The sequence below is a fragment of the Variovorax paradoxus genome (assembly GCF_009498455.1).
Classification (GTDB): Bacteria; Pseudomonadota; Gammaproteobacteria; order Burkholderiales; family Burkholderiaceae_C; genus Variovorax; species Variovorax paradoxus_H.
In genome coordinates, this window is record NZ_CP045644.1 from 3,439,033 (window position 1) to 3,458,335 (window position 19,303).

General features: G+C 68.7%; 8 protein-coding genes. 5 read left to right on the top strand and 3 right to left on the bottom strand.

Translation table 11 applies throughout. The features are described 5' to 3' along the window. Position 1 precedes the first annotated feature (1 nt). Positions 2-3,367, top strand: a complete 3,366-nt coding sequence (locus tag GFK26_RS15720) for a non-ribosomal peptide synthetase (protein WP_153282761.1) — start codon at positions 2-4, stop codon at positions 3,365-3,367. Continuing rightward, positions 3,367-11,622, top strand: coding sequence for a non-ribosomal peptide synthetase (locus GFK26_RS15725; protein WP_194274092.1), 8,256 nt, complete (start codon positions 3,367-3,369; stop codon positions 11,620-11,622). Before GFK26_RS15720 ends, GFK26_RS15725 begins: the two co-directional genes overlap by 1 nt. Positions 11,623-11,735: 113 nt before the next feature. Here the strand turns inward: GFK26_RS15725 and GFK26_RS15730 are convergent, their stop codons facing one another. From GFK26_RS15730 to fhuF, 3 genes are all read right to left on the bottom strand, one after another. Further along, complete coding sequence (locus GFK26_RS15730) at positions 11,736-13,964, bottom strand: TonB-dependent siderophore receptor (RefSeq protein ID WP_153282762.1); 2,229 nt, start codon at positions 13,962-13,964, stop codon at positions 11,736-11,738. Positions 13,965-14,057: 93 nt separating this feature from the next. Next, positions 14,058-14,903 carry a formyltransferase family protein gene (locus GFK26_RS15735; RefSeq protein ID WP_153282763.1) on the bottom strand — a complete coding sequence of 282 codons (846 nt, stop codon included), beginning with the start codon at positions 14,901-14,903 and terminating at the stop codon, positions 14,058-14,060. Positions 14,904-15,015: 112 nt separating this feature from the next. Further along, complete coding sequence (gene fhuF, locus GFK26_RS15740; RefSeq protein WP_228122028.1) at positions 15,016-15,759, bottom strand: siderophore-iron reductase FhuF; 744 nt, start codon at positions 15,757-15,759, stop codon at positions 15,016-15,018. A 218-nt stretch (positions 15,760-15,977) separates the two neighbouring features. On the opposite strand from fhuF, the gene GFK26_RS15745 reads away from it, so the two are divergent. Genes GFK26_RS15745 through GFK26_RS15755 form a run of 3 tightly spaced genes read left to right on the top strand, consistent with a single transcriptional unit; the run spans position 15,978 to position 19,294 of the window. Then, a complete protein-coding gene (locus GFK26_RS15745; RefSeq protein WP_153282764.1) occupies positions 15,978-17,681 on the top strand; it encodes a cyclic peptide export ABC transporter in 1,704 nt (567 codons plus the stop codon). Between the two features lie 50 nt (positions 17,682-17,731). Next, the gene (locus GFK26_RS15750) at positions 17,732-19,033 is read left to right on the top strand and encodes a lysine N(6)-hydroxylase/L-ornithine N(5)-oxygenase family protein (protein WP_153282765.1); all 1,302 of its coding nucleotides are present in this window, start codon (positions 17,732-17,734) and stop codon (positions 19,031-19,033) included. A gap of 3 nt (positions 19,034-19,036) precedes the next feature. Further along, positions 19,037-19,294, top strand: coding sequence for a hypothetical protein (locus GFK26_RS15755; protein ID WP_228122029.1), 258 nt, complete (start codon positions 19,037-19,039; stop codon positions 19,292-19,294). The last annotated feature ends 9 nt before the right edge of the window (positions 19,295-19,303 follow it).

The following is a 19,303-nucleotide window of genomic DNA, read 5'->3' on the forward strand; positions in this document are numbered from 1 at the left end:
CATGAGAGAGCGCAACGATCTTTCCGAACGCCGGGCGAAGCTGTCGCCCGCCCAACTGGCGCTGTTGCAGCGCAGGCTGCGGCGCGACAGCGACGCGCCCATGGCTCCCGCCCCGTCCTCGCGCGATGCCATCGCGCGCAGCGTGGACGACGGCGCTTTCGTGCCGGTCTCCTTCACGCAACAGGGGCAGTGGTTCCTGTGGCAACTCGATGCCGGCAACACGGCCTACCACGTCGGCGGCGGGCTGGGCTTTGCGGGGCCGTTGGACGTCGCGGCGCTGCAGCAGGCGGTGCAGGCGCTTGCGATGCGCCACGACACGCTGCGCACCGTGTTCCGCCCCGGCCCCCACGGCCTGCCCGAGCAGCGCGTCGAGCCCGAGAGCCGCATCGAGATTCCCTTCGTCGATCTCAGCGGGCTCGATGCCTCGTCCCGCGCGTTGCGCTACCGCGAGACGGTGCACGCAGTCTGTCGCACGCCGTTCGACCTGACGACCGGGCCGATGCTGCGCGGCACGCTGCTGAAGATGGCCGAGGGCGATCACCAGCTGCTGCTGACGATGCATCACATCGGTTCCGATGCGTGGTCCGTCGAGCTCATCCTCGATGAACTGGCGCGCTTCTACGCGCAGCGCGCGGGTGAGGCGCCAGCCGGTACGGACCCCGAGCCCGAGATTCGCTACGCGGACTTCGCTCGATGGCAGCGCAAGTGGCTGGAAAGCGCCGAGGGCGAACGGCAACAGGCCCATTGGAAGCAGCGGCTCGGCGGCAGCCAGCCGGTGCTCGAACTCACCACCGACCGGCCGCGCGCCGCCAACGCGACGTACAGCGCTGCGCAGTACACGCTCGACGTGCCGGCGCCTCTGGCGCGCGAACTGAAGCAGCACGCGCGCGCGCAGGGCAACACCCTGTTCGCGGTGCTGCTTGCGGCCTTCCATGCCTTGCTTTTCCGCTACACCGGCCAGGACGAAATCCGCATCGGCGTTCCCGTCGCCGGCCGCAACCGGCCCGAGACCGCCGGCGTGGTGGGCGCCTTCATCAACACGGTGGTGATGGACGCGCGGCTGCATCCGCGCATGAGCCTGGCCGATCTGCTGGCGCAGGTGCGCGACACCTCGCTCGATGCGCAGGCGCACCAGGAGCTGCCCTTCGAGCGCCTGGTGCAGGCGTTGCGTCCCGACCGCGCGCATGCGGGATCGCCGCTGTTCCAGGTCATGTTCAACCATCTCGGTGAAGGCAACCGGCCGTTGCGCGGATGGCCCGGCCTGCAGGTGCGGCGCATCGACCTCGGGGAGCGCGCGGCGCCGTTCGAGCTGATCCTGGAGACCATCGAGTCCGAAGACGGCGGCCTCCGCGCCGCGTTCCGCTACGCGGGCGAGCTGTTCGAGCCGGCGACCATCGCGCGGCTGGCGGGCCATTACCGCCGCGTGCTGGAAGCCTTCGTGGCCGAACCGGCGCGCGTGCTGGGCGAACTGGCGCTGCTGGATGAAGCGGAACTTGCCGAGCTCGCGCAGCGCGCTGGATGGGGCGGCCGCACGCGCGAGACCCACGCAGCGCAGACCGTGCATGGCCTGATCGAGCGACAGGCGGCGGTGCAGCCCGAAGCCATTGCCGTGGTCTTCGAGCAGGAGGCGCTCAGCTACCGCGAACTCAACCAGCGGGCCAACCGGCTCGCGCACCGGCTGATCGCGCAAGGCGTGCGGCCTGAAACCCGCGTCGGCGTCGCGCTGGAGCGCGGCACCGATCTCGTGGTCGCGCTGCTGGCAGTCATGAAGGCCGGCGGCGCCTATGTGCCGCTGGACCCGGACTACCCCGCCGACCGCATCGCCTGCATGGTGGAAGACAGCGGCCTTGCGCTGGTGCTCACGCACGACCACCTGCGCGGGCGCATGGTCTTGCCCGCAGACATCGATGCGCTCGCCATCGACACCGCGGACCTGGCCGGTTGCCTGGCCACCGACCCCGCGGTGGCGGTGGACGGCGACAACCTCGCCTACGTGATCTACACCTCGGGCTCCACGGGCCGTCCCAAGGGCGCGCAGCTGTGCCACCGCAACGTGACCCGGCTGCTCGCGTCCACCGAACCGTGGTTCCGCTTCGGGCCGACGGACGTGTGGACGCTGTTCCATTCCTGCGCCTTCGACTTCTCGGTCTGGGAAATCTTCGGTGCGCTGTGCACCGGCGGCAAGCTGGTCGTCGTGCCGTTCTGGGTGAGCCGCTCGCCGGCGGACTTCCTGCAGTTGCTGCGGGTGCAGCAGGTGACGGTGCTCAACCAGACGCCCTCGGCCTTCGGCCAGTTGATCGCGTTGCCGCAGGCGCTGGACAAGGGCCTGTCGCTTCGCACGGTGATCTTCGGCGGCGAGGCGCTGGAGCCGCAGCGGCTGCGCGCGTGGATCGAGCACCACGGTGACCAGCATCCACAGCTGGTCAACATGTACGGCATCACCGAGACGACGGTCCACGTGACCTGGCGCCGCATCACCGCGGCGGACCTCGGGCAACAGCGCAGCCCGGTCGGCATCGCCATTCCGGACCTTGGCCTGCGGGTGCTCGATGCGGACCTGAACCTCGTGCCGCCGGGCGTGGCTGGCGAACTGCACGTGTCGGGCGCCGGCCTGGCGCGCGGCTACCTGAACCGCGCGGGCCTCACGGCCGAGCGCTTCATCGCAGCGGAAAACGGCGATCGCCTCTACCGCACGGGCGACCTCGTGCGCTGGAACGCGCAGGGCCAGCTGGAGTACCTCGGGCGCATCGACCACCAGGTGAAGGTGCGCGGCTTTCGCATCGAGCTCGGCGAGATCGAGGCGCAACTGCTCGCGCAGCCCGAGGTGCGCGAGGCCATCGTCATGGCCAGGGAACACGCCGGCGCGACGATGCTCGTGGCGTACCTGTTGGCGCAGGCCGGACAGGCGATCGACGCGGCACAGGTGCGTGCACGGCTGGGCCGCGCGCTGCCCGAGTACATGGTGCCCGGCGCCCTCGTGGTGCTGCCGACGCTGCCGTTGAATGCGAACGGCAAGGTCGATCGCAAGGCGCTGCCCGAGCCCGGCTTCGGCAGCGAGCGCGCCTATGCCGCGCCCGAGGGCAATGCCGAAGAAGCGCTGGCGCGCATCTGGTGCGAAGTGCTGGGCGTGGCGCGTGTCGGCCGCAACGACCACTTCTTCGAACTCGGCGGCCACTCGCTGATGTCCATGCAGGTGATGGCGCGCGTGCAGGGCGTCCTGCACGTCGACCTTGCAGTCAGAGACATCTTTCAGAACCCCGTCCTGATGGACATGGCCCGGCTGATCGCCGAGGCGGGCGCGCGCAAGCCGCATGCCGATGCACTGTCCGACATCGACTCCTTCATTGACAGCCTCGAGACCACTTGATGGACACCACGGCCACCCACGACCACATCGGCCGGCGCTTCCTGCGCCTGACCCCGGCCCAGCGCCGCGCGGTGTACCAGAAGATCCGCGCCGAGGGCCTCACGATCGGGCAGTTTCCGATCGTGGCGCGCGACGAGGCGGCGCGCGCGGCGTGTCCGCCCTCGCATGCGCAGATGCGGCAGTGGTTTCTCTGGCAGCTGGAGCCGGCAAGTTCGGCCTATCACATCGCAGGCGGGCTGCGGCTCGATGGGCAGCTCGACGCCGACGCACTGAAGGCCGCCTTCGATGCGCTGGTGGCGCGCCACGAGTCGCTGCGCACGGTGTTCAGCGTGAATGCCGAGGGCGAGGTGGAGCAGCGCGTGCAGGCGCAGGGGGCGCTCGACATTCCGCTCGTTGACCTGGCGCATCTGCCGCAGGCCGAGCGCGAGGCGCAAGCGCGCGAAGCGGCGCGGCGCATCGCCGATGCTCCCTTCGACCTGACCACCGGCCCGCTGCTGCGGGTGGTGCTGATCCGCCTGGGTGCACAGGCGCACATGCTGGCGGTCGTGATGCATCACATCGTGTCCGACGGATGGTCGATGCGCATCGTGGTGGACGAGTTTGTCGCCGGGTACCGCGCGCGCGTGCAGGGCCGCGCGCCGCTGCACGATGCGCTGCCGGTCCAGTACGCCGACTACGCACTCTGGCAGCGACACTGGCTCGAAGCGGGCGAGAAGGAGCGGCAGCTGGACCACTGGAAGGCGCAGCTCGGCGCCGAGCACCCGGTGCTGCAGCTGCCGGTGGACCGCATGCGGCGCGCCGACGCCAAGTACCGCGCCGCGCGCCACGCCACGGCGCTGCCGCCCTCGCTGGTCGACGCGCTGCGCCGGCGTGCGCAGTCGCGTGGGGCCACGTTGTTCATGATGCTGCTCACCGGTTTCCAGGTGCTGCTGAACCGCTACACGGCGCAGCCGGACGTGCGGGTCGGCGTGCCGATTGCCAACCGCCACCGCGTCGAGTCGGAGCGGGTGGTCGGCTTCTTCGTCAACACGCAGGTGATGCGCAATGTGCTCGAAAGCCGCACCCGCCTGCACGAGGCGCTGGCCGCGACGCGCGAAGCGGCGCTGGGCGCGCAGGCGCACCAGGACCTGCCGTTCGAACAGCTGGTGGAGGCGCTGCAGCCCGAGCGCAGCCTGAGCACGGCGCCGCTGTTCCAGGTGATGTTCAACCACCTGCAGCAGGATCACAGCGCGCTGGAAAATCTTCCGGGGCTCGTGCTGCGGACCTGGGAATTCGGCGAGCAGACAGCCCAGTTCGAGCTGACGCTGGACGTGGTCGAGGACAGCCGCGGACAGGTGCAGCTGGTCTTCAACCATGCCCGCGAGCTGTTCGAGCCGGAGACCATCGAACGGATGGCCGGGCATTACGTGGTGATCCTCGATGCGCTGGCGGGGGATGACACGCGTGCGATCGGGGATATCGATCTGTTGGGGGCTCCCGAGAAATCGCAGCTCACGCAATGGAGCGTGAACGCGCAGCAGGAGCCAGGTGCAGAGCTGGTGCATGACAGCATCGCGCGGCACGCGTTGCAACAGCCCGATGCGACGGCACTGCTGTTCGACGAGACCTCGCTGAGCTTCGGCGAGCTGAACGCGCGTGCCAATCGGCTGGCCCATCGGCTGATCGCGCTGGGCGTGCAGCCGGACATGCGCGTGGGCATCGTGATGGAGCGTTCCCTCGAGATGGTGGTGGGCATCCTGGGCATCCTGAAGGCGGGCGGTGCGTACCTGCCGCTGGACCCCGAGTACCCGGCGCAGCGCCTGGCCTACATGGTGGAGGACAGCAGCATCGAACTGCTGCTGAGCCACAAGGCGACTCGCGATCTCATCACCGGGCAGGATGGCCTCGTGAGATTGGAAGTCGACAGCCTCGACGTCTCCAATGAACCCGACACCAATCCCCAGGTCGCGCTGCATGGCGAGCACCTGGCCTATGTCATCTACACCTCCGGCTCCACCGGCAAGCCCAAGGGCGCTGCGGTGCGCCACGAGGCGCTGCGCAGCTGCATGGCCTGGATGCAAAGCACCTACGGCCTGAGCGGCGACGACACCGTGCTGCACAAGGCCCCGTTCGGCTTCGACGTCTCGTGCTGGGAGATGTTCTGGCCGATGACCTCGGGCGTGCGCCTTGTGATCGCCAACCCCGGCGACCACCGCGACCCCGAGCGGCTGGTGCAGCTGATCCAGCGCCACCAGATCACCACGCTGAACTTCGTGCCCTCGATGCTGCAGGCCTTCCTGGCGCATCCGGGCATCGAGGCGAGCACGCGCCTGAAGCACATCATCTGCGGCGGTGAAGCCATGCCGGCAGAGACACAGAGAGAAGCACTGAGGCGCCTGAGCGGCGCGACGCTGCAGAACCTGTACGGCCCGACCGAGACGACCATCCACGTCACGCGCTGGACCTGCCGGGACGACGGCCAGAGCCTGGTGCCCATCGGGCGGCCGATCAGCGACACGCAGACGTGGGTGCTGGATGCCGAGTTGAACCCTGTGCCGCGCGGTGTGGCGGGCGAGCTCTATGTGGGCGGTGTGAGCCTGGCGCGGGGGTACCTGAACAAGCCGGGCCTGAGCGCCGAGCGCTTCGTGGCAAATCCGTTCGGCCAAGGCGACAGGCTCTACCGCACGGGCGACCTCGTGCGCTGGAATGCCGAGGGCCAGATCGAGTACCTGGGGCGCATCGACCATCAGGTGAAGATCCGCGGCCTTCGCATCGAACTCGGAGAGATCGAAGCCCAGCTGCTCGCCCAGCCTGAGGTCAAGGAAGCCGTGGTGGTGGCCCGGGAGGGCGCCGCCGGCCCCTCGCTGGTGGGCTACGTCGCCGCGCACGCGGGGCAAGCCATCGATGCCGATGTGCTGCGCGAGCGCCTGGTCAAGGTGCTACCTGATTACATGGTGCCAAAGGCCGTCGTCGTGCTGGACGCCTTGCCGCTGAACGCCAACGGCAAGGTCGAGCGCAAGGCGCTGCCCGAGCCCGAGTTCGCCGAAGGCAAGGGCTATGAAGCGCCACAGGGCGAGATGGAAGAAGCCCTGGCGGCGATCTGGGCCGAGGTGCTCGGGTTACCGAGGGTTGGCCGCAACGACAACTTCTTCGAGCTGGGCGGCCACTCGCTGCTGGCGCTGCGCCTGCTCGAGCGCATGCGGGCACGGGGCTGGCAGGCGCAGGTGCGCACGCTGTTCCAGCACCCCGGATTCGCTGCATTCGCCAAGGCGCTGGCGCAGGACGCGGGCCGGCCCGAGGTGCAGGTGCCGGACAACGGGATTCCGGCAGCAGGGTGCGAGGCGATCCGCCCGGAGATGGTGACGCTGGTGGCGCTGAGCGAAGCGGAGCTGCGCCGCATCGAGGCGGCGGTGCCGCGCGGGGCGGCCAACATCCAGGACATCTATCCGCTGGCGCCACTGCAGGAGGGCATCCTCTTCCATCACCTCATGCAGGCCGATGGCGATGTCTACATCACGCCGCAGTTGCTTTCCTTCGCATCGAAGCAGCGGCTGGAGGATTTCGTCCGCAGCCTGAACCAGGTGATCGCACGCCACGACATCCTGCGCACCGCCGTGCTGTGGGAGGCGCTGTCCGCGCCCGTGCAGGTCGTGTGGCGGGAGGCGCAACTGGATCTCGAATGGCTGGACGTTTCGGCCGGTGACGACGTGACTGCACGCCTGACCGCGGATGCGGGCCGGCGGCGCATCGACGTGCGCCGCGCACCGATGATCCGCGCCATTGCCGCTGAAGATGCCGGCAACGGGCGCTGGCTGCTGCAGCTCCCGAGCCACCACCTGGTGCTCGACCATGCCACGCTGGAACTGATCGTCGAGGAAATCGGACTGTTGGCGACGCAGGGCCCCGATGCGCTGCCCGCACCCGTGCCATTCCGACGTTTCGTGGCGCAGACCCGGCTGGGCGTGAGCCAGGCCGAACACGAAGCCTTCTTCACCCGGATGCTCGGCGATGTGGACGAACCCACGACACCTTTCGATCTGCTGGACGTGCGAAGCGACGGCGCCCGCGCCGAGAAGGCCGAGCGGGTGCTGGAGGCCGGACTGGCCGCATCGCTGCGGCACGAGGCGCGGCGCCACGGCGTGAGCGCAGCGTCGCTCTTTCACCTGGCCTGGGCGCTGGTGCTGGCCAAGGCGACCGGCAGGAACGACGTGGTGTTCGGCACGGTGCTCTTCGGCCGCATGCAGTCGGGCGCGGGCGCGGACCGCGCGCTGGGACTGTTCATCAACACGCTGCCGCTGCGCATCAGGCTGGGTGCGCTTGGCGTGGCGCAGTGCGTGCAGGAGACGCATGCAGCACTCACGCAACTGCTGCACCACGAACACGCCAGCCTGTCGCTCGCGCAGCGCTGCAGCGCATTGCCAGGGAGCACGCCGCTGTTCTCGGCATTGCTGAACTATCGCTACAGCGCCGCAGTCGAGAAGAAGGATGCCGCGGCCTGGCAGGGCATCGAGTTCCTCGGCGGGCAGGAGCACAGCAACTATCCCTTCGACATGTCGGTGGACGACCAGGGCGAGGGCTTCTCGCTGACCGCGCAGGTGCATGAATCGGTCGATGCACGGCGCGTGTGCGGGTTCATGCACGCGGCCGTTCGCTCGATCGTGGATGCGTTGGTTGCAGAGTCGCAGCAGCGCGTGTGCGAGCTCGATCTGTTGTCGGGAGAGGAGATGCGCTGGCTCGCGCAATGGAGCGTGAACGCGCAGCAGGAGCCGGGTGCAGAGCTGGTGCATGACAGCATCGCGCGGCACGCGTTGCAACAGCCCGATGCGACAGCACTGCTGTTCGATGAGACATCGCTGAGCTTCGGCGAGCTGAACGCGCGCGCGAACCGCCTGGCCCACCGGCTGATCGCGCTGGGCGTGCGGCCCGACATGCGCGTGGGCATCGTGATGGAGCGTTCCCTCGAGATGGTGGTGGGCATCCTGGGCATCCTGAAGGCGGGCGGCGCCTACCTGCCGCTGGATCCTGAGTACCCGGTGCAGCGGCTGGCGTACATGGTGGAGGACAGCGGCATCGAGTTGGTGCTGAGCCACCGGGCCACCCGCGAGCTCATCGCGCCGCGTGCCGGCCTCACCGTGCTGGAAGTCGACAGCCTCGACATCTGCGGCGAGCCCGACACCGATCCGCAGGTCGCGCTGCATGGCGAGCACCTGGCCTATGTCATCTACACCTCCGGCTCCACCGGCAAGCCCAAGGGCGCTGCGGTGCGCCACGAGGCGCTGCGCAGCTGCATGGCCTGGATGCAGAGCACCTACGGCCTGAGCGGCGACGACACCGTGCTGCACAAGGCCCCGTTCGGCTTCGACGTCTCGTGCTGGGAGATGTTCTGGCCGATGACCTCGGGCGTGCGCCTCGTGATCGCCAACCCCGGCGACCACCGCGACCCCGAGCGGCTGGTGCAGCTGATCCAGCGCCACCAGATCACCACGCTGAACTTCGTGCCCTCGATGCTGCAGGCCTTCCTGGCGCACCCGGGCATCGAGGCGAGCACGCGCCTGAAGCACATCATCGTCGGCGGCGAGGCGATGCCGGCCGAGACGCAGAGGGAAGCCTTGCGGCGCCTGAGCGGCGCCACGCTGCAGAACCTGTACGGCCCGACCGAGACGACGATCCACGTCACGCGCTGGACCTGCCGGGACGACGGCCAGAGCCTGGTGCCGATCGGGCGGCCGATCAGCGACACGCAGACGTGGGTGCTGGATGCCGAGTTGAAGCCGGTGCCGCGCGGCGTGGCGGGCGAGCTTTATCTGGGCGGCGTGAGCCTGGCGCGGGGTTACCTGAACAAGCCGGGCCTGAGCGCCGAGCGCTTCGTGGCAAATCCGTTCGGCCAAGGCGACAGGCTCTACCGCACGGGCGACCTTGTGCGCTGGAACGCCGAGGGCCAGATCGAGTACCTGGGTCGCATCGACCATCAGGTGAAGATCCGCGGCCTTCGCATCGAACTCGGAGAGATCGAAGCCCAGCTGCTCGCCCAGCCTGAGGTCAAGGAAGCCGTGGTCGTGGCCCGCGAGGGCGATGCGGGCCCGTCATTGGTCGGCTACGTCGCTGCGCACGCAGGGCAAGCCATCGATGCCGATGTGCTGCGCGAGCGCCTGGGCCAGGTGCTGCCCGACTACATGGTGCCGCGCGCCGTCGTCGTGCTGGATGCCTTGCCGCTGAACGCCAACGGCAAGGTCGAGCGCAAGGCGCTGCCCGCGCCGCAGTTCGCCGAAGGCCGGGGCTATGAAGCGCCACAGGGCGAGATGGAAGAAGCGCTGGCGGCGATCTGGGCCGAGGTGCTCGGGCTCCAGAGAGTGGGCCGCAACGACAACTTCTTCGAGCTGGGCGGCCATTCGCTGCTGGCGTTGCGTCTGCTCGAGCGCATGCGTGCGCGCGGCTGGCAGGCGCAGGTGCGCATGCTGTTCCAGCACCCCGGGTTTGCCGCCTTCGCCAGAGCGCTGGCGCAGGACACGGGCCGGCCCGAGGTGCAGGTGCCGGACAACGGCATTCCGGCCCAGGGGTGCGAGGCGATCCGCCCGGAGATGGTGACGCTGGTGGACCTGAGCGAAGCGGAGCTGCGCCGCATCGAGGCGGCGGTGCCGCGCGGGGCGGCCAACATCCAGGACATCTATCCGCTGGCGCCGCTGCAGGAGGGCATCCTCTTTCATCACCTCATGCAGGCGCAAGGCGATGTGTATGTCTATCCCTTGCTGATGAGCTTCGACAGCCGGGACCGGCTCGAGCGCTTCATCGAGAGCTTCAACCAGGTGATCGCGCGCCACGACATCCTGCGCACCGCGATCGTGTGGGAGGGGCTGCGCGAGCCTGTGCAGGTCGTGTGCCGGGAGGCCCGGCTGACGCTGCAATGGCTGGAAGGCGATGCCGCATCGGCGGGCGCCAGCGCGGCCGAGCGATTGAATGCCCATGTCGACCCCGTCGGCTACCGCATCGACGTGCGGCGCGCGCCGATGATCGATGCGGTGGCGGCGCACGACGCGGCGCAACAGCGCTGGCTTCTGCAGTTGCCCAGCCATCACCTCATTTCTGACCACACGACGCTGGAACTGCTGATGGACGAGATCACCTCCGTCCAGCAAGACCCGGCGATCGCCCTGCCGCCGCCCGTGCCGTTCCGCCGCTTCGTGGCCCATGCCCGGCTTGGCGTGGCGCAGGCGGAGCACGAAGCGTTCTTCACCCGCATGCTGGGCGATGTGACGCAGCCCACCACACCGTTCGGCCTGACCGATGTGCAATGCGACGGCTCCGGTGTGGACGACGCGCAGCTTCCGATCGATGCCGCACTGGCGTCGCAGTTGCGGCTGCAGGCGCAGCGCCATGGCGTGAGCCCGGCGACGCTCTTTCATCTCGCATGGGCGCTGGTGCTGGCCAGGGCCACGGGACAGGACGACGTGGTGTTCGGCACGGTGCTGTTCGGCCGCATGCAGGCGGGCGAGGACGCAGGGCGGGCCCTGGGCCTGTGCATGAACATGCTGCCGCTGCGCATCCAACTCGGCGCACTCGGCGTGGCGCAGTGCGTTCAAGAGACGCATGCGGCACTGGCGCAGCTGATGCACCACGAGCACGCCAGCCTGTCGCTCGCGCAGCGCTGCAGCGGGCTGCCCAAGGGCGCGCCGCTGTTCTCGTCGCTGCTGAACTACCGCCACAGCCCGCGCCGCGCGCCCGAGGCGGACGCCGCATGGAACGGCATCGAGTTCGTCTCGGGCCAGGAGCGCAGCAACTACCCGCTCGGCGTGTCGGTGAGCGATTTCGGCGACGGCTTTGCGCTCACGGCGCAGGTCAGCCGTGCGGTGGGCGCTGCACGCGTCTGCGAGTTGATGCGATCGGCCGTCGCCGAGGTGGTCAACGCCTTGGCGCTGCAGCTGCAACGGCCCGCACGCGAACTCGCCGCCCAGCTTGCGTTGCAGCCGGAACCGGCTGCCGTGGTGCCGCCGTTGGTGGCGTCCGGCCGCGCGGCCCATGAAGCGCCTCAGGGCGCGTCGGAGCACGCGCTGGCCGCGCTGTGGACCGAGCTGCTGGGCGTGAGGCGCGTGGGCCGCCACGACAATTTCTTCCAACTGGGCGGAGACTCGCTGCTGAGCCTGAAGCTCTTGCTCGGCCTGCGGGCGCAGGTGCCGGGGGGCCGCAGGCTGGTGCTGGCGGACGTGATGAAGGCCGAGAGCCTCGCGGACCTCGCGGACCTCGCGGCGCTTGCGGCGCGTGCGGCACGCGCTGTCGACTGAACCGCGCGTCGTCCCTCCGACCAGAAGAAAAGGCCCGGCGCATTCACTGCGCCGGGCCTTTTCCTTGAAAGATCACACAAGGCGCTCGCCGCGCCCCGGGGTGTCGTTCTTGCTTACCAGCGGTACGCCGCCGTTGCCACGATCGAGCGCGGCGCGCCGTAGTAGCACTTGCCGTACTGGTCGCAGTTCGCGAGGAAATCCTTGTTGGTCAGGTTGCGCAGGTTGAGCGCCAGGCTCCAGCGGTCGAAGTCGTAGCCGATCATGGCGTCGAACACCGTGGAGGCAGGCACCTTGTAGGGTGCGACCTTCTCGCCGTCGCCATGGTTCGAGCCGGTGTAGCGCGCGCCCAGGCCCACCTTCACGCCGCTGGCAAAGCGGTAGTCGGCCCAGATCGCGAGCCGGTGACGCGGCACGGCGTTGGCCTGCTTGCCGACCTCGGCCGGGTTGGCGCTGGCCGTGACGATGGCGCGCGGCGTGTAGCCGTAGGACGCCGTGACGTTCACGCGCGACGTGAGTTCGGCGGTGGCTTCGAGCTCCAGGCCGCGGACCTGGATCTCGCCGGTCTGCCTGGGCACGAAGTTGGCGTCGTTCGAGATGTAGTTCTGGCGGCGCAGGTCGAAGATGGCCGCGCTGTAGCTCTGCTTGGTGCCTGGCGGCTGGTAGCGGATGCCTGCTTCGTACTGTTTGCCGGTTTCGGGTTTGAACGGCTGGCGGCTGACCGGATCGACCTGGCCCGTGGGCGCGAACGACTCGGTGTAGCTGAGGTAGGGCGCCACGCCGTTCGGCGCCACGTAGACGAGGCCCGCGCGCTTGGTGAACTTGTTCTGCGAGATGCTCGTGGACTGGGCCGACAGGCGGTCGAACACGTCGCTGTCGCCGCTGTCGTAGCGGCCGCCCAGCGTGAGCGACCAGCGGTCGCCCCACTTGATCTGGTCCTGGATGTACAGGCCGGTCTGCGCCAGCCGGATGTCGGAGTTCATCCAGGGCGCGCCTTCCTTGACCGGACCGCCGTAGACCGGTGCGAAGACATTGATCGTCGGCGCGCTGCCGGTCGAGAAGCTGTACTGGTCGATGCGGTTGCGCTGGTAGTCCAGCCCCACCAGCACCTTGTGCTGCCAGTCGCCCGAACGGAGATCGGCCTGCACCTGGTTGTCGATGCTGAAGGACGAGACGCTTTCCCGGCTTCCGGTGGGATAGCGCCCCAGGAACATGAAGTTCGCTGGATTGAGCGGATTGCGTGCGTCCACGGTCGCGAGGCGGCGCAGCGGCCAGATGCCGGCGTAGTCGACCTTCAGCTCGCCGTAGCGCGCGTTCTGGCGCACGGTGACGGTGTCGTTGACGCGGTGCTCGAACTCGTAGCCCACCAGCCACTGGTCGGTGTTGAAGCGGTCGTAGCTGGGATCGCCGGTCGCCAGCGACGGCGACAGGCGGGTGCCGATCGCAGTCGGGATCAGCGAACCGACCTGCGGCTGGATGCGGTTGTAGACGCCGGCGCGCGTGCGGTCGATTTCGGCGTGCACCGTCAGCTTGGTGTCGCCCGAGGGGCGCCAGGTGATGGAAGGCGCAAAGTACGAGCGGCGGTCCGGCATCTTGCCGGTGGGCAGGTCGCCGTCGCGGATCAGGCCCACCACGCGGTAGAGCACTTTGCCTTCGGCGTCGATCGGGCCGGAGAAGTCGCCGGCGATCTGCTTGCGGTTGTGGTCGCCGATCTGCATCTGGAGTTCACGCAACGGCTCGGCCGTGGGGCGCTTGCTGACCACGTTGACCACACCGCCCGGGCCGCTGGCGCCATACAGGACCGAGGCCGGCCCGCGCAGCAGTTCGATGCGCTCGGCGCCGTAGTTCTGGGTGCGCCACACGCCCCAGTTGCCGTTGTTGCGCAGCGGCAGGCCGTCCAGGTAGAAGCCCGGCGCATAGGCGTCGAAGCCGCGCAACGTGAGCCAGTCGTAGCGCGAATCGGCCCCGAAGGTCGTGATGGCCACGCCGGGCGAGTAGCTCAATGCGTCTTTCAGCGTCGTGGCGCCGGTGGCCTGCATGCGGTCGGACGTGACCACCGAGATCGACTGCGGCGTTTCGATGATGGGCGTGTCGGTCTTGGTGCCCGTGCTGCTGCGCTTGGCCACATAGCCGTTCACCGGGCCGGTGGCGCTTTCCTCCGAATTGGCATTCACCGTGACCGCAGGCAGCGTGGTGCCGGCCGCAGGCTTGCCCTCGGCCGCCGACGTGGCGGGAGCGGGCATCTGGGCATGGCTGCCGACGCTCCAGAACGCGGCGGTGGTGCCGAATGCCGCCGCCAGCGAGGCATGCAGCAGGCGTTGGCGGGGGAGGAAAGGGAGTTGCATGAAGGAACTTTGAAAGTAATAAAGTGCAAGAGCGGCCAAATTTTAATGAGAAGTGTTCTCATTAAGTTTGACTCTTCGCTGCGAATGCGTGACTTATCTGGCTTGCGGGCTCAGGACGTGGGGCGCCAACAACATCAAGCCTTGGTGCATGGCCGGGAAGAGGCTGCGGTTGAAGTTGTTCCAGCGCAGTTCGAGGATGGTGTCTTCAGGCGCGATGGGCGTGTCGAGCACGTCGAAGATCACTTCGCCCGAATCGATGCCGTTGTCCACGTAGTGCAGCGAGGCGCCGGTCCTGTCGATCACGGGCACCGTCACCTTCGTCATGGCGGCCCAGTCGACCACCTTGTGGCCCTGCGCGCCGTGCAGCGCGTCGAGCGTGGCGCAGGCGCCGCGGCGCTGGAAGGGTGACTCGAGCCGCGTGATGCCCGGATGGATGTTGACGATCTTCCGGTGGTAGGGGCTGCCGGGCCGCACCAACTCGTCGAGGATGACCAGCAGCCCGTCGAGCAGCACGACGTCGGCGCCGAGCGTGAGCAGCTTGTCGAGCAGCGTGCGCTCGAAGGCGCTCTTGCCCGCCGCGCGCCCGGGCGCATTCAGCGGCAGCCGGCGGTAGGCCGAGGGCACGGGATGCAGCATGTCCCGAAGCAGCCGGCCCTGCGCGCGCAGCTCGGCCGGAAAGATCCATTGGCGCTGCGGATGCCAGGCGAACCCGTAGTCCGCAAGGGCCGCCTGGTCGCGCGGCGACTGCGCGTCGTCGTCGTAGACGATGCCTTCGAGCGAATACGCATCGCCCAGCGGCGTGGTGTCCAGCGCCTGCGCCAGGTACTCGAGCGGCGACTTCATGTAGCGCGGCGTGCCCTGGTAGTCGACGTTCTGGCCCGCCTTGTCGGCGGCGGCGTTTCGCAAGGACATGATGTAGACGAGCTTGGCCTTGGGCATGGTGGAGTCCGTGTAGGTGGGTGATGTGGTGAAACGCAATGGCGCAACGGCACGCGCAGGCGCGCGCCATTCCGTTTCGTCTCCTGAGGAGACGAAACGCGGCGGGATCTGTTCATCGGTGCTGCGGCGCCAGCGGGCAGATGCTGCAGTAGCCCTCGTCGGGCAGCAGGTGGTTCAGGCAGCACTGGCGGTGCAGCTTCACCCGAACGGCGCGGCCGTCCTGCGGGCGGACGACTTCGCGCTGGCGGCCGTGCAGCGGATTCGCCGCCCCTTGCGTCCAGGTGGCGGCGTGCAGCAGATGCGCGCGGTCCTGCACCAGCGAGGCCGCGCCGCCGGTGAGCGCCACGCCCCGGTCGAGGATCGGCTCGAGGATCCGCGCGGCATTGCCCCAGAGAATCTTCGGCGCGATGCGCGTGAGCCCGGCGATGGCCGAGAACAGGGGCGACAGGTGCTGCCACAGCAAGGGCGCGTAGCGCTGCGCGGTGTCGGCGCCGTGCTGCGGCACGCCCAGTTCGCGGACATGAAAGTCCACGGGCTCGCCGCGCCCGTCGAACCGCACCCACATCTGCGACGCCGCGGCCGGAAACCCGTGGTGGAACACGCTGGCACCCGCCACCAGCGGCGGGAGCAGCACGGAAAGATATTCAAGGCTCCAGGCCGAGGCGACGGCGCGCAGGTCGCCGTCCGTCACGCGGTGGACGGCCGCATGCCGGCCGAGCACGTCGGCCAGCAGCGCAACAGAACTCACCAGGTCCGACACGCGAAGCGCTTCGCACGGAACCTCCGGCGCGCACACCAGCCGTTCGCCGATCGGCGCGAGCTCGCCGCGGAAGAGGGGCTCCAGCAGGGCGATCACGGAAGGGCGAGGCAGGGCGCGGGGTGCATGCCTGCCAGACGTTTTCGCGCCGTGCATGTTCATCGCGGCGGGCGCCGATGAACATCGGCCGCGCCCGACCGTCTATGCAGAAGGTGGTCTCGTGCCGCCGCATCCTGCCCGCCGGGCCGGGTGGCTCCTGCAGTTTTCGGGCTCTGTCACGGGGCCGTCGTCGCCCTCCGTGGGCGGAAAGAGTTTGCATGACATCGATCCCTGGCAGTGAAAGCAGCGAAGGCCGCGAAGGCGGTGCGGAAATCGCGCGGCTGCTCAAGCCCTTCGTTCCGTGGATCGCGCTGTCGCTGGTCACCGGCGTGTGTGCGGGTGCGGCCACGGTCGCGCTGCTGCGCACCATCAACCTGGTGCTGAACCAGGAAGGCGGCATGGCCGGTGGACTGCTCCTGACCTTCATCGGCCTGTGCCTCGTGGCGCTGTTCGGACGCATGGCGTCGGACGTCTCCACCAACTTCGTGGGCCAGCGCCTGGTGGCCCAGGTGCGCAAGAGCCTGGCGCAGAAGATTCTCTCGGCGCCCATCGACGCGCTCGAGCGCTACCGCACCCACCGTCTGATGCCCGTGCTCTCGCAGGACGTGGACATGATCAGCGACGTCGCCTTCGTGCTGTCGTCCACCTTGATCGCCGTGGCGGTCGCGCTCGGTTGCCTCGGCTATCTGGCTTGGCTGTCGCTGCCGCTCTTCGGCCTGCTGGTGGTCGCGCTCGCGATCGGCGCGACGATCCAGACGGTCGCCCAGACGCGCGGCAGCGCCGGCTTCTGGAAGGCGCGCGCGCACGAAGACCAGCTGCACAAGGCCTACCGTGCGATCAGCGAAGGCGCGAAAGAACTGCGCATGCACCGCGATCGCCGCACGCGCATGTTCGGCGACCAGGTCGAGCGCATCGTCGACGACATCCGCACCGTCAACAGCCGCGCAATCAACACCTACGTGATGGCCACGGCCTTCGGCTCGGCCCTGTTCTTCCTGCTGATCGCGATGATCCTCGGCTGGGCGGCCTTCCGCGCCACCGAGCCCGTGGTGCTCAGCGGCTTCGTGCTGGTGCTGCTGTTCCTGAAGGGCCCGATCGACATGATTGCCGGCGCGCTGCCCAACGTCGGCCGCGCCAAGATCGCGTTCCAGCGCATCGCGGACCTGTCGGCGCGCTTTGCGACGCCCGAACCGCACTTGCATCTGGCGCGCCCGGCGGGCAGCGCCAGGATGCAGGAAGGCATCGGCATGCGCGGCGTGCGCTATGCCTTCGATGTGCCCGAAGGCAGCGAGCCCTTCGTGCTCGGCCCCATCGACCTGCAGCTGCGCCGCGGCGAAATGGTGTTCGTGGTGGGCGACAACGGCTCCGGCAAGACCACCCTGATCAAGCTGCTGCTCGGTCTTTATGCGCCGCAGAGCGGCGAGGTACTGCTCGACGGCCAGGCCGTGACGCCGCAGACCCGTGACGACTACCGGCAGCTCTTCACGACGGTGTTCTCCGACTTCTACCTGTTCGAGGATCTCGTCGCCACGCAGAAGGGCGAAGCCGGCGCGCACGCGTTGCCGCAAGCCGCGCTGCCCTACCTGCAGCGCCTGGAGATTGCTCACAAGGTGAGCATCAAGGACGGCTCTTTCAGCACCGTGGACCTGTCGACCGGCCAGCGCAAGCGACTGGCGCTGGTGCACGCCTACCTGGAAGGCCGGCCGGTGCTGGTGTTCGACGAGTGGGCCGCCGACCAGGACCCGAGCTTTCGCCATCTGTTCTACACCGAGCTGCTTCCCGAGCTGCGCGCCAAGGGGCATCTGCTGGTCGTGATCTCGCACGACGACCGCTACTTCCACCTGGCCGATCGCGTGATCACCATGAAGGCCGGCCGCATCGCGCAAGACCGGGTCCGCGCTTCGGCGAATCTTGCCGCGTGAAAGCACGCGCCCTTTCGATCGCACCCAACACACAGAGGAGTTGACATCCCATGCAGCACATCCATGACCTGATCGGCGTCGGATTCGGCCCGTCGAACGTCGCCCTGGCCATCGCACTCGAGGAGAAGCGCCACGGCAGCAAACCGCTGGACGCGCTCTTCATCGAGCGCCAGCCCTGCTTCGCCTGGCACCCGAACATGCTGCTGGACCAGGCGCACATGCAGATATCTTTTCTGAAGGACCTGGCGACGCTGCGCAACCCGAGCAGCCGCTTCACTTTCGTGAACTACCTGCACGAGAAGGGCCGGCTGACGGACTTCATCAACCTCAAGAGCTTCTTCCCGAGCCGCCACGAGTTCAACGACTACCTGGGCTGGGCCGCGGGCCAGTTCGAGGATGCCTGCCGCTACGGCGAGGAGGTGTTCGACGTGCAGCCCGAGAAGCAGGGCGGCGAAGTGCAACTGCTGCGCGTGCACTCACGCACCGCCGACGGCCGCGTGCAGGAGCGGCTGGCGCGCAACCTGGTGGTGAGCATCGGCGGCGTGCCCCACATTCCGGAGGGATTTCGCGGACTGCGCGACGATCCGCGCGTGTTCCATTCGAGCAGCTACCTCAAGGACATGGCGCAGCACCCCCATGCGCGGCGCGTGGCCATCGTCGGCGCCGGCCAGAGCGCGGCCGAGATCTTCATGGACCTGCAGGGGCGCCCCGGCGCGCCGCAGGTCGACCTCGTCATGCGCGCGCGATCGATCCGGCCCTCGGACGACAGCCCCTTCGTCAACGAAGTCTTCAACGCCGATTTCACCGACTACATGTTCAGCCAGGGTCGCGACGTGCGCGCCGCGCTGCTCGACGAGTTCTCGCAGACCAACTACGCGGTGGCCGACCTCGACCTGATCCAGCAGATCTACAAGGTCTTCTACGACCAGAAGGTGGCGTGCGGCACCCGCCTGCGCATGCTGCGCCAGCACGACGTGCGCTCGGTGCGCGCCGCGAACGACGGCATCCACCTCACGCTGTTCGACCGCGACGTGCAGCGGGAAAGCACCGTGCGCTACGACGCCGTGGTGCTCGCCACCGGCTATGCGCGCGACCAGCACAAGGACCTGCTGGCGCCGCTCGCGCCCTATATCGGTTCTTACGACGTCGACCGCTGCTACCGCCTGAAGGCCACGCCCGACTTCCATCCGGGCATCTACCTGCAGGGTGCTTGCGAAGACAGCCATGGCCTGAGCGACACGCTGCTGTCGGTGACGTCGGTGCGCACGGGCGAGATCGGCAACGCGTTGCTTGCTGCGCAGTCGCGCGCACGAAGCGCGGTGCGCGACGCGCCGCAGGCCGTCCAGATCTAGCCGATGCCTCGGCGCACTGCGATGGCCCGCAGCGCCTCGGTGCCCGCGCAGGCGGCTGTCGACACCGCGTGGGTGCTGTTCTGCCGGTTGCACGATGCGCCCTCGCGCGACCACGCCGACCAGCTCGTGCAGTGGCTTGGCGAGGATCCACGGCACGTGCGTGCGTTCGACGAGGCGCTCACGCTGTGGGCGCTGGCGGGCGCCGCGCTGGTGAAGCCCGTGCTCGACGAGACGCGGCGTTGCGGCCCCGACCTGCAATAGCCGCGCGCC